12 protein-coding genes are annotated in these 12,051 nt (G+C 69.3%); 7 read left to right on the plus strand and 5 right to left on the minus strand.

Annotation, left to right across the window (positions count from 1 at the left end):
• Positions 1-211: 211 nt before the first annotated feature.
• Positions 212-1,294: a hypothetical protein gene (locus tag AAF430_21925; GenBank protein MEM7412906.1), complete on the plus strand. Its 1,083-nt coding sequence runs from the start codon at positions 212-214 to the stop codon at positions 1,292-1,294.
• Positions 1,295-1,423: 129 nt separating this feature from the next.
• Positions 1,424-2,545, plus strand: a complete 1,122-nt coding sequence (locus tag AAF430_21930; protein ID MEM7412907.1) for a hypothetical protein — start codon at positions 1,424-1,426, stop codon at positions 2,543-2,545.
• A gap of 40 nt (positions 2,546-2,585) precedes the next feature.
• Here AAF430_21930 and AAF430_21935 read toward each other — a convergent pair whose 3' ends face one another.
• Entirely contained in the window at positions 2,586-3,413 is an 828-nt protein-coding gene (locus tag AAF430_21935) for a B-box zinc finger protein (GenBank protein ID MEM7412908.1), read from the minus strand.
• A gap of 298 nt (positions 3,414-3,711) precedes the next feature.
• Here AAF430_21935 and AAF430_21940 point away from each other — a divergent pair, with 298 nt between their 5' ends.
• A complete protein-coding gene (locus AAF430_21940) occupies positions 3,712-4,386 on the plus strand; it encodes a class I SAM-dependent methyltransferase (GenBank protein ID MEM7412909.1) in 675 nt (224 codons plus the stop codon).
• 40 nt (positions 4,387-4,426) lie between these two features.
• Here AAF430_21940 and AAF430_21945 read toward each other — a convergent pair whose 3' ends face one another.
• From AAF430_21945 to AAF430_21955, 3 genes are all read right to left on the minus strand, one after another.
• Positions 4,427-5,128, minus strand: a complete 702-nt coding sequence (locus AAF430_21945) for a LysM peptidoglycan-binding domain-containing M23 family metallopeptidase (GenBank protein ID MEM7412910.1) — start codon at positions 5,126-5,128, stop codon at positions 4,427-4,429.
• Positions 5,125-5,739: a protein-L-isoaspartate(D-aspartate) O-methyltransferase gene (locus tag AAF430_21950; protein ID MEM7412911.1), complete on the minus strand. Its 615-nt coding sequence runs from the start codon at positions 5,737-5,739 to the stop codon at positions 5,125-5,127. Before AAF430_21950 ends, AAF430_21945 begins: the two co-directional genes overlap by 4 nt.
• A gap of 132 nt (positions 5,740-5,871) precedes the next feature.
• Positions 5,872-7,068, minus strand: coding sequence for an amidohydrolase (locus tag AAF430_21955; GenBank protein MEM7412912.1), 1,197 nt, complete (start codon positions 7,066-7,068; stop codon positions 5,872-5,874).
• Between the two features lie 292 nt (positions 7,069-7,360).
• On the opposite strand from AAF430_21955, the gene AAF430_21960 reads away from it, so the two are divergent.
• From AAF430_21960 to AAF430_21975, 4 genes are read left to right on the plus strand one after another with little or no spacing between them, the layout of a single operon-like run.
• Positions 7,361-7,873 (plus strand): nuclear transport factor 2 family protein, encoded by a 513-nt coding sequence (locus tag AAF430_21960; GenBank protein ID MEM7412913.1) that lies wholly within the window; start codon positions 7,361-7,363, stop codon positions 7,871-7,873.
• 11 nt (positions 7,874-7,884) lie between these two features.
• Complete coding sequence (locus AAF430_21965) at positions 7,885-9,639, plus strand: amidohydrolase family protein (protein MEM7412914.1); 1,755 nt, start codon at positions 7,885-7,887, stop codon at positions 9,637-9,639.
• A gap of 34 nt (positions 9,640-9,673) precedes the next feature.
• Entirely contained in the window at positions 9,674-10,444 is a 771-nt protein-coding gene (locus AAF430_21970; GenBank protein MEM7412915.1) for a class I SAM-dependent methyltransferase, read from the plus strand.
• A gap of 2 nt (positions 10,445-10,446) precedes the next feature.
• A complete protein-coding gene (locus AAF430_21975; protein ID MEM7412916.1) occupies positions 10,447-11,208 on the plus strand; it encodes an SDR family oxidoreductase in 762 nt (253 codons plus the stop codon).
• A gap of 6 nt (positions 11,209-11,214) precedes the next feature.
• Here the strand turns inward: AAF430_21975 and AAF430_21980 are convergent.
• Positions 11,215-12,051: right-handed parallel beta-helix repeat-containing protein (locus AAF430_21980; GenBank protein MEM7412917.1), on the minus strand; the 837-nt coding region annotated here is incomplete at its 5' end.

A 12,051-nucleotide genomic window follows, 5' to 3' on the forward strand; every position in this document is an offset into this window, starting at 1 on the left:
TGGGCGGGGAGCGCGACACCGCTCGAAGCGCGCCCTCGAGAGGCCGGAAGACCGCTCGCGGAGCTGCGTCCCGCGAATCCCCTGTGAACCCCCAGCCCTGGCCCGAGGCGCTCCCCGGCAGACTCGGCCGGGCGAGGCGCGGCGCGGACCCCGCGGTGCATTCGCTCGCGAAGGAGGTTCCGTGTTGGTTTCGAGTCGACTTTCGAGGAGTGTGGCTTGCGCGCTCCTGCTGGGCCTCGCTCCCGCCTGGGCCTCCGCCGAGCTCTGGACCCTCAGCTCGATCATCACCCAGATCAACACGCCGCACCCCGAGACCTCGCTGGGGCAGACGGTGCTGGTCCAGGTCGATATCGACCCCCTGGCCGCCGACATCGACCCGAATCCGAACGCGGGTGCCTACACGCCCGACGACTACACGGTCTTCTTCTTCGGGAACAACGGTCCTCACCTATCGCAGGGCGTGACCCTGTTCACCCAGCTGCTCGTGCACAATGACATCTCCGGGCCGCCGCCCCTGATCCGCGACCAGCTTGTCGGTATCGGCTACGTGAGCATGCCGTCGCTGTCGGCCGCGCCGGATGACGAGATGCTCGCCCAGTTCTTCCTCAGCGAGGACGACGCGGTGGCCCCAACGGTGCTCCTGAACGACGACCTGCCCCACCCGATCACGCCACCGCTGGCAGACTTCACGGCAGAACGGACCCTGTTCGTGGGTGGGGACGGCTACAGCTTCATCGCCACGGTCACCGCCTTCGGCAACTCCGGTGCGTCACCGCCGACGCCCGTCCTGCCCACGAGCATGGTCACAAACGCGAACGGCACCATCAGCTGGTTCTTTGCCAATGGCGCCGAACTCTGTGTCTCGGGCTGCTGGGTCGACCCGCCGATCGCGACTTCCTACACCTACGCGGTCACCAGCGGTGGCCTCTTCCACGCCATCAACGACTTCCCCACCGGCTTCAGCGCCGACTTCGAGGTCTCGGTGGGTGGCAGCTCGCTGGGCACCTTCGGCCCCGGCGACTCGGTCGACTTCACGACCTTCCCGGGTGGCGGCGTGACGAGTTTCGAGGTGTCGGGGATCTCGCCGGGCGTGAACGCCGAGGACGCCGCCGCCTTCCCGCTCCAGGTGACCCTGGATTCCGCGACGACTGCGTTCTCGATGACCTCCGGGCCCGGACTCCCGTCCGTACCCGTGATGGGCTTCCTCGCTCGCGCGCTGGCCGTCGCGACGCTCGTCCTCGCCGGGTCGGCGGGGATCTCCTGGCGAAGGAGCCGGCGCTCGCTCCGCGCCTGAGCCGCGCACGAACGCGGCCAGGCCGATCCCCTGTGAACCCCCAGCGCCGTGGTCACCTCGGGCACTGCAGAGTGTCCCGCAAGTCGGGTACGGGCCGAAGACCCGTGTCCAGACCAAGGAGACCCGCACGTGTTCACCTGCACTCGATTGGTTCCGCGACGCGTCCTCGGCGCGTTCTCGATCCTTTGGCTCGCGCTCTGCCTGATTCCACTGCGCGGCGCGGCCGAGCTCTGGACCTTGAACTCAATCATCACGGACATCAATACGCCGCACCCGGCCGTCTCGCTGGGGCAGTCCGTGCTCGTACAGGTCGAGATCGATCCCTCCCAGCCGGATATGGACCCGGGCAACCCGAACAACGGTGCGTACTCCTTCGACGACTTCACCGTGTTCTTCTTCGGGAACAACGGACCCAACCTCTCGCAGGGGATCTCGCTCTTCGCCTCACTCGCCGTCGTCGACGACCAGAGCATTCCGGGCTCGATGCTGCGCGATCAGCTCTACGGCCTGGGCTACATCCGCATGCCGTCGCTCTCGGCCGCTCCCTTCGACGAGATGCTCGCCCAGTTCTTCCTCACCGAAGACGACACGGTGGCACCGACGGTGTTGCTCGACGACGGCATTCCCGACCCGGTGACGCCGCCGCTCGGGGACTTTACGACCAACCGCACGATCACGTTCCTCGGGAACGGCTACGCCTTCCTCGCCACGGTCACCGCGTTCGGCAACGCGGGGGCCTCGCCGCCCACGCCCGTCCTTCCGACGAGCATGGTCACGAACGCGAACGGCACCATCACCTGGATCTTCGCCAACGGCGCCGAGCTCTGTGTCTCGGGCTGCTGGGTCGACCCCCCGATCGCGACTTCCTACACCTACGCGGTCACGAGCGGTGGCCTCTTCCACGCCATCAACGACTTTCCCACCGGCTTCAGCCCCGACTTCGAGGTCTCGGTGGGCGGCAGCTCACTCGGCACCTTCGGCCCTGGCGACTCGGTCGACTTCACGACCTTCCCGGGCGGCGGCGTGACGAGCTTCGAGGTCTCGGGAATCTCGCCGGGGGTGGATGCCGAAGACCCCGCGGCCTTCCCGCTCCAGGTGACCCTCGATTCGTCCACGACGGCGTTCTCGATGACGTCGGGGCCCGCGTCCGTCCCGGTGCCGATGCTCGGCTTCCTAGGGCGCGCACTGGCCGTCGCGACGCTCGTCCTCGCGGGGTCCGCCGGCATCGCCTGGCGCCGCTCGCGCGGCTGACCCGTCGCAGCCCGGTCGCTGTCGGGCACGCTGCTCGAGGTCAGGACAGGCCGAGCTCGTCCTTGTTGCGGTACCAGACGATCCCGAGGATCCGCATCTCGACCATCAACAGGTAGAAGAAGGTCGCCTGGAGAAGCGGCACACCCACCAGCGAAGGCACCATCGCGTCGAGGACGCCCATGCCCAGCTGGCCGAGGACCGCCATCGGGAGCAGGACCGCACAGGCGATCCAGTAGGTCGCGTTGATCTTGAACAGGAGCGGCACGACCGTGAGCGGCGTGATCGCCAGGAAGTTCCCCGAGACCGACGCCGCGATCCACGCCATCGGTGCGTAGAGCGCGCCGGCCACCAACAGCCCCGCCGCGAGCGCGCCCCGACCCTGCCCGGCAGCCCATGCGGCCGGACCGAAGGAAAGGAAGGTGGTCGCCGAGGCGAGCACCACGGGCCAGGCGATCTCGAAGATCGTCGACGTATCGGGCCACTGGGGCGCCGTACTGCGACCGTCGGCAGTCGAGCGGATCACCGCCATGCCGTAGGCGAGGAAGAGCCCGAAGCCGAGCAGCGAGCCGAGCCCCGCGGCGAAGAACTGGAACAGCGAGGCGACCGCCGTGCCCCCCAGCAGGATCAGTGGGCCGCTGTCCCGCAGCGGATAGACCCAGGCATCGACGAACGCACCCGAGAGCTCGTCCTCGGAGACCTCGACGCCCGCCACCACCGCAGTGCAGAGCTCGCCGCAGGACTTGCAGCTGTCGACCTGCGTGCGGCCGTAGGTCTTGATCACCACGCAATCGGGGCACAGGACCGACTCGCAGCCCACACACATCCAGACCGCGTCCGCGCCGGGATGATTCGCGCACTCGAACGCCATGGGCCCTCCGTCGGTTTCCCTCGACTGTCCTTCTCTCGAAGGTCGTCGGGCCGGCTGTGCCGCTTTAGCCACAGGGAGCCACGGCGACACGAAAGAGCGTCCCGCGGTCGGGAGGCGCTCGGAGGAGCCGCCTGGCCTGGAGCCGGTGGCGGGGCGGGTTTCCCCATGGCAGCCGTCGCGCCTGCTGGAAGAATCAAAACGACACGATTCTGTGAAGCCAGCGTACAATGATGGAGTGAGTCGGGACCGTTCGGCATCCAGCGAGTTCGGGGCGCTCAGCGCGGGAGCTGCTTCGCGCGTGGATCTCTGGAGCCGGATCATCGATGCGGCGTCCGTCGCGAGCATGGCCGAGGTCGGCGTCTGGCGCGGAGACTTCTCGCGAGAGATCCTGACCCGCTGCACGGCCCTGCAGCGTTACGTCATGATCGACCCCTGGGCCCATCTCAGCGATTGGAACAAGCCCTACAACACGGAGCAGCGGCGCTTCGACGAGATCTACGCCGAGGCCATGCAGCAGACCGAGTTTGCGGCGAGCAAGCGTGAGGTCCTCCGCGGCCGTACCAAGGACGTCGCGGCGAGCATCCCGGACGGATCCCTCGACTTCGTCTACATCGACGGAGACCACACGCTGCGCGGCATCGCGATCGATCTGATCCAGCTGCTTCCCAAGGTTCGCGAGGGCGGTCTCATCGGCGGCGACGACTTCACCCCCGACCCCTGGCAACACGATCTTCGCTTCGAACCCACCCTGGTCTGTCCTTTCGGCGTCTATTTCGCGGAAGCGATGGACCTGCCGATTACCGCGTTGCCGTGCGCGCAGTTCGTGATCGAGAAGAGAACCGGCGCGGGCTTCTCGTTTCGAGACCTCACCGGCCGCTACGGGGACCTCTCGCTGAACCGACTGCCTTCGGGGCGCCGCCGCCTCGCGCACATGCGGTCGCGACTGCGGCAGATGGTCTCCCCCAGCCATTGACGCGCGGTCGCCCCGGACGCCCGAGCGACGTGGCACCGGTCTAGGGGAGATAGCGGAGCGGGTCCTGGGGGCGGCGGTTCCGGCGCACTTCGAAGTGCACGTGGGGGCCGCTGGCGCGTCCCGTGGCGCCTACCAGGGCGATGATCTGGCCCTTCTCGACGAAGTCGCCCTTCCGCACCTTGTTCTGGCGGTTGTGGGCGTACACGGTCGAGAAGTCGCCGGCGTGCTTGACGATCACGACCCGGCCGTAGCCGCCGAGCCAGCCGCTGTGGATCACCCGGCCCGCGGCTGCAGCACGGATCGGGGTGCCGCTCTTCGCCGCGATGTCGATGCCCTCGTGCGGGCGACCGCGCCGGCGCCCGAAGCCCGAAGAGAGCCGCCCCTCGAGCGGCCAGCGGAAGCGCACCTCGGCGGCCTCGCGCGCGTCGTCGCGGAAGTCGCCGACGCCCGGCGGGATCACGGACGCGAGCGCCAGCGACTGCTTCGGCGGCGGCCGACGCGCCCCGGGAATCACCAGCCGCGCTCCGACCGGGACGTCCGCGACGTCACCGATGCGGTTCGCGCGCACGATCGTGCGGACCGGCACCCCGTAGTACTGGGAGAGCCGGTAGACGTTCTCGCCGGGCCGCAGCTGGTGGACGGGGCCGCGCGGCGGCGGGGAGGAGGACGCACATCCCATTGCGACCACACACGCAGCCGCGACAGCGATGAGCCCAGCCCGCACGACCCCGCGTCGCCTCACGCGTGCCACCCGTGATCGCCCACCAGGTCGACGAAGCGCACGCGTCCGAGCCACTCGCGCGTATAGGCGTCTTCACCGACGCGGCGGATGCGCTGCAGGCGCTGCTCGTCGCGCGCGCCGAAAGGCCCGACCAGGCGTCCGCCGATCGCCAGCTGGGTGAGCAGCGGCTTCGGCACTTCCGGACCGCCGGCGGTCACCACGATGGCGTCGAAGGGGCCCTCGGCCGGGCGCCCTTTCGTTCCGTCGCCCCAGAACACGAGCACGTTGTGAATGCCGAGTCGGTCGAGCGATTGGCGCGCCTGGGCCGCCAGCTTCGACTTCCGCTCGACCGAGATCACGCGCTGGCATAGCTGCGACAGGATCGCCGCCTGATAGGCCGAGCCGGTGCCGATCTCGAGCACGCTTTCCTCGCCGCTGAGTTCGAGAGCCTGGGTCATCACGCCGACCACCGAGGGCTGGGAGATCGTCTGGCCTTCGCCGATCGGCAGCGCGGTATCGCGATAGGCCTGGCCCGAGAGTGCGCCGGGGATCAACTCGTGGCGGGGAACGCTCGCGAACGCGGCGAGCACACGGGTATCGTCGACGCCGGCATTCGCCAGGCGCTCGGCCATGCGCCGTCTCGGCAACGCGAAGCGATCCGAGACCGCCTCCCGAGCGGGACGCTCCCTGTACACCCCGGGACCCCCCATCCGACCCCCGTGCCGGGATCTTTGCGGGTCCGGCGCCGGCGCGCAAACCCCTTTCTACTGCTCGGGATTTGCCGGTGGCGCCGTGTGGGCGGCGGCGACCGCGGCGCGGGTGTCGGGCGCGTGGGCGAGTTCGAGCACAGTCAGCGCCAGCGCGCGTGCCCCTTCGAGCAGGCCCGCCTCGCCTCCCGGCGTCGCGGTCGCCTCGGCGAACGCGCGGGTGTGGAGCTGGAGGTTCTCACCGATCGGGAAGTTCGGGTGGATGGTGGGGACCACGCGCGACACGTGGGTGATGTCGCTCGAGCCGATCGCCTGGCCTGGCGCATGCGCTGTCTCGGGGAGTTCGAGCCGTTCGAGCTGACGCCGGTAGGTGTCGGCCAGCGGAAGGTTCGCGTGCATCGGCGGCGACTCGCCCGCGGCCGGGCGTGTCTCGAGACGCGTGTGGGTGGCGGCCGCGGCCCCTTCCGCGCAGGCCACCAGCCGTGCGGCCGCGTCTTCGAGCACGTCGTCCTCGAGGGCGCGCACCCAGAAGAGCCCGGCGGCCCGTTCGGGAATGATGTTCGGCGCCTGGCCCCCGTCGCTGACGATGCCGTGGATGCGCGCAGAACGCGGCAGCTGCTGGCGTAGGAGCCCCACGTTCACGAACAGTGAGATCACCGCATCGAGGGCATTGATGCCCTCTTCCGGGTACGCCGCCGCGTGGGCGGCCTTGCCGTGGAACACGAACTCGAACTTCCGGTTGCCGAGGAAGAGCCGGTGGGCGCGCCGCATGTCCGAGGCGTGGGCCATCATCGCGACGTCCGCTTCGGCGAACACACCCGCCTCGACCAGCTGTCGCTTGCCGACGCCGGTTTCCTCGGCCGGGCAACCGACCACGACGATCTTCAGCAGCTCGGGCGGTACCACTGCCGCCAGCGCCTCGGCCGCCAGCAGGCTCGCCGGCCCAGACAGGTTGTGACCGCAGGCGTGGCCGATCTCGGGCAACGCGTCCATCTCGGCGAGGAGCGCAGCGGTGAGCGGCGCGTCCTCCGCGCCGTGTCTCGCAAGGAACGCGGTGGGCATCCCGGCCACTTCGGACTCGATGGCGAAACCCAGACCACCCAGGCGCTCGCGATAGCGGGCGCTGGTCGCGTGCTCTTCGAGGGAGAGCTCCGGGTTCGCCCCCATCCAGCGCGCCAGCTCCAGGGCCTCGGGGGCGCTGCGCTCGATGACGGCGAGGAGTGCGGCGGCGCGGTCGGCGTCGGGTCGCGTCATGAGGGCGGGCTCGAGACGGTCATGGGTCTCCTGCTCGGACGGACGGCCCCCCTGCGTGAGCGCGGGAGTCCGGCCCTCCGAACCTACCCGAGCAGCCCGCGTCCGCGGTCGGAGTCCCCGACGCGGCGCCGGACATCTCTCGAATCCGTCTCGAAAATCGCCCCACCCCCCTGCCACAACGACGAAAATGGGGCCAGCCATAGGAGCTGTCGGTGAGCCGCTTGACGCGCCCGCCTCGATCCCCGATTCAGTCGACACCCCTCACCCGACGAGGGCCAGGAGAGGACCCCCGATGAGCGCCGCGATCGAGCAGGAATCCCAGGACACCTACAACCGCTTCGTCGCCCTGCGCGACGAGATCGACGTCGGCAAGCGCCCCTGGGCCGACCTCGCCGACTTCTTCACCGAGGACGCCGTCTACATCGACCCGGCCTGGGGACGCATCGAAGGTCGCGAGAACATCCGGGAGTTCTTCACCCAGTCGATGGCCGGGCTCACCGGCCACGGTTGGTCGACCCCCGAGAACTGGACGATGGCGAGCGGACACCGGCTGGTGAGCCAGTGGGACCAGATCCTCGGTCACCAGGAAGACGGCACCCCGTGGCTCGTGCCCGGCCTGTCCATCCTCTACTACGTGGGCGATGGACGCTTCTGCTACAGCCACGACATGCTCAACATGACCCACATCGGACAGACGATGCGGGCCATGGGCTGGGCTCCCCCGCCCGAGTTCAACATGCCTCCCAAGCACCCGAACCGCGACGTATCCTTGCCGAAAGCCTGGGCCCACCTGGCGAAGGACTGAAGGAGCCATCCATGAGCCAGCACGATCTCGTGATCCGCGGCGGCACCCTCGTCGACGGCAGCGGTGACGCGCCGCGCGCAGGCGATGTCGCGATCGACGCCGGACGCATCACGGCGGTGGGCGACGACGTCGGTGCGGGGCATCGCGAGATCGACGCCGAGGGCAAGATCGTGACGCCCGGCTTCGTGGACATCCATACCCACTACGACGCCCAGGCCACCTGGGACCCGATGTGCTCGCCCTCTTCCGAGCACGGCGTGACGACGGTGGTGATGGGCAACTGCGGTGTCGGCTTCGCCCCGGTGAACGAAGGGCTGCGCGACGAGCTGATCGACCTGATGGAAGCCGTCGAGGACATCCCGGGCGCGGCGATGCACGAGGGGATCCAGTGGGAATGGGAGACCTTCCCCGAGTTCATGAGTGCCCTCGAGCGCCGCAGTCACGTGCTCGACTACGGCCTCCAGGTGCCCCACTGCGCCCTGCGCGCCTACGTGATGGGCGAGCGCGGCATCGAGAACCAGCCGGCGAACGCGGAGGACATCCGCCAGATGCAGGCGATCGTGCGCGAGGCCCTGGAAGCCGGTGCGCTCGGCTTCTCGACCTCGCGCACCGAGATGCACAACACCCTCGAGGGAAACCCGGTGCCCGGCACCTTCGCCGAGCGCGACGAGCTCTTCGGGATCGGCGCCGCGCTGAAGGAGACCGGCGCGGGTGTCTTCCAGATGAGCCTCACCCACCGCGAAGTGCCCGATCAGATGGGCTGGATGAAGGACCTCGCCCGCGAGACCGGCCGCATGGTCACCTTCAACCTGCAGCAGGTCGACGAGGCCCCGGACGTCTACAAAGAAGACCTGCGGCTCCTCGACGAAGCGCGTGCCGAAGGCATCACCAACCTGCGCGGCCAGTTCTCGGGTCGGCCGGTCGGCGTGCTGATGGGCTGGGAAACGAGCGTGCATCCCTTCCTCGGCCACCCCGAGTACGTGAAGTGGATGCGGCTGCCCATTCGTGAGCGTCTGGAGCAGCTGCGCAAGCCCGAGGTGAAGGCCCGCCTGCTCGAAGGCGGCACGCTCCGCACCGACGCCCTGCCGAAGGACGCGCCGATTCCGCAGCCGGTCCTCCAGTTCCTGACCGGCGCCACCCACAAGATGTTCCCGATGGGCGGCGGCCACGATTACGAGCCCGACCCGAAGGATTCGGTGAAGGGGCGCGTCGAGTCGTCTGGGTGCACGCCCGCCGAGATCCTCTACGACGCCCTGATGGACCAGGACGGTCGCGGTCTCGTCTACTTCCCGCTCTTCGGCTACGCGACGGGTCGCTTCGACGCGATCGAAGAGACGCTGCGTCACCCCCAGACGGGCCTCTCGCTCGCCGACGGCGGCGCCCACTGCGGTGCCATCGCCGACGCGGGAACGCCCACGTTCATGCTCATGCACTGGGCCCGCGACCGACAGCGCGGCCCCACCCTGCCCCTCGAGTTCATCGTGAAGCGGCAGACCTGGGACACGGCCTGGCAGTACGGCCTGCACGACCGCGGGCGCCTCGCGCCGGGCTACCTCGGCGACGTCAACGTGATCGACTACAAGAACCTGACGCTCACCCCGCCCGAGATGCGATACGACTTCCCCGCGAACGGGCGGCGCCTCTACCAGGGGGCGCGCGGCTACGACTGCACGATCAAGTCGGGCCACGTCGTCTTCGAGCGCGGCGAGGCCACCGGCGATCTGCCCGGTCGGCTGCTGCGCGGCGCCCAGGCCGGCCCCGCTTGATCCGAGACGCACCCACCCGCGTCCCCCTTTCCCGGTGAGCGAGTCCCCCGACGACGCGCAGCGCGCGCGCGAGGTCTTCTTCGCGCTACACGAGGGGTTGCCGCGCCAGGCGCCGGGCCACGCGTCGTGCACCGCCAGCGCCCTCGGCTTCGTGCGCCGACAGCGCGAGCCGCGACGCGTCCTCGACGTCGGCTGCGGCCCGGGCGCGCAGACCGTCGACCTGGCGCAGCTCTTGCCTCGGGCCCATTTCACGGCGGTCGACCTCTATCCTCCGTTCGTCGAGGAAGCCCGTGCGCGCCTCGCGGACGCCGGCTGTGGCGACCGGGTGACGGTCGAGGTGGGCGACATGGCGGAGCTCCCGTTTCCCGAGGCGAGCTTCGATCTCGTATGGTGCGAAGGAGCCGCATACATCCTCGGCGTCGAGACGGCACTCGCCAGCTGGCGTCCGCTGCTCGAAGACGGTGGCTGTGTCGCTTTCACCGATGCCGCCTGGCTGCGCGTCGACCCTTCCGAGGCAGCGCGCGCCTTCTGGGAAACCGACTACCCGAGCATGAGTGACGTCGCGACCCTGCTGCGCCGGGTCGAGGCCGAGCGCTACCGCGTCCTCGGCCACTTCGTGTTGCCGGCGAGCGCCTGGGACGCCTACTACGCGCCACTCACCGAGCGCACCGATGCCTATGCAGCGTCCCACCCGCACGACCCGGTGGTCGATCTCGTCCTGGCCTCGACCCGCCGCGAGATCGATCTCTACGCAAACCATGGTGACTGCTATGGGTACGTTTTCGTGATCGCGGAGAAGGCTTGAGCATGCGTTTCGAAGGACAGGTCGCCCTCGTGACGGGCGGCGCCAGCGGCATCGGCCGCGCGGCGGCAGAACAGTTCTCGCGCGAAGGAGCGCGTGTAGTGGTGGCCGACCGCGACGCTGCGGCCGCCGAGGCCTGCGCCCAGGCCATCCGCGACGCGGGGGGAGACACGCTGCCCGTGGTGGTCGACGTCGCCCGCGAAGACAGCGTCGCCGAGTTGCTGGATACCGCCGTCACGCACTACGGCCGGCTCGACGCGGCGTTCAACAACGCCGGAGTGTCCTCCCACCCGATGCCGTTCGTCGACGTCAGCGAACAGGAATGGCACCGGGTCGTGTCTGTGAACCTCACCGGCGTCTTCTTCTGCATGAAGCACCAACTGCGGGTGATGCTCGCCCAGGAGCCCGTAGACGGTCTGCGCGGGGCGCTGTGTGCCAGCGCTTCTGGTGCCGCGCGGGTGCCCGCACCGGGCCAACCCCACTACACGGCCGCGAAGCACGGCCTGCTCGGCCTGGTGAAGCTGGTGGCCCAGGAGCAGCTCGCCCAGGGCATCCGCAGCAACGCGATCCTGCCCGGTGCCACCGACACGCCGATGATGCGCGACAACCCGCCCGAGTTCGTGAAGATGCTCGAGCGCTATTCGCCCGGCGGGAAGCTCGGACGCGCCGAGGACGTGGCCGCTGCCGCCGTGTGGCTCTGCTCGCGCGAAGCCCGCCACGTGAACGGCCAGTCGATCGTCGTGGACGGCGGTGGGATCCTGATCTGACGGCGCTCAGCGCGCGGGCGCCAGGGCCCCCTCGAAGGCCCCGATATCGACGCCCTTTCCCCGGGGCCGCGCTCGACCGAGCGCGTCCTTGGTGGGAGCCCCTGCCCCCGAACCCGCGTCGAGCAGCGGGCTGCCGGGCTTCGGCGCGAAGTCTTCCAGCCGCACGCGGGGCGTCTCCGGCTCCGCCGACACGGCCTCCGTCGCCTCCGCTTCGTTTGATGCTTCCTTCTCGGATTGCGGGTAGGCCGCTGCGGGTTGCCGGTAGGCCGTTGGATCGGAGAACCCGTCGATCGCCGGGATTCCCGCGAACCCCGGATCGCCGGTCACGAAGTTCCCGTCCTTCCCGACGATCGGTGGGGTCTGCTGGGCCTCGGTGGTGGCCAGCAGGTTGTGTCGGAAACGATGCTCCTCGGGGACGAAGGGCTCGCGGCTGTGGTGGTAGTTCACCGAGTGGAGGACGTTGTTCGCGACATCGAGGCCGGTGACGTTCTTGCCGACGACGATGCCGCCATAGATTCCGCGCCAGAAGACGTTGTTCACGAGCACGACGCCGTCCGCGTCCGACAGGTAGCCGACGAAGCCGCTCTCGGGGGTGAGGAACACGTTGTTCTCGAAGCGCACGTTGCGGCAGTACTCGGCGGGCGAGTCGGCCCAGTTTCCGAAGAAGACCGCCGCGGTGCTGCGCACGTCGTAGACCAGGTTGCCGATGAACTGGCTGTCGGCGACGTCGAAGATCTCGATGCCGTCACTGTGGCCGTTGTAGCAGGGGCCCGGCGGGTTCGAGTCGGTCCCGAAGGCGAGCAGGCGCGTGATCACGTTCCCGGCCACCAGCAGGTTGCGGGC

This window comes from Myxococcota bacterium (genome assembly GCA_039030075.1).
Lineage (GTDB): Bacteria > Myxococcota_A > UBA9160 > UBA9160 > SMWR01 > JAHEJV01.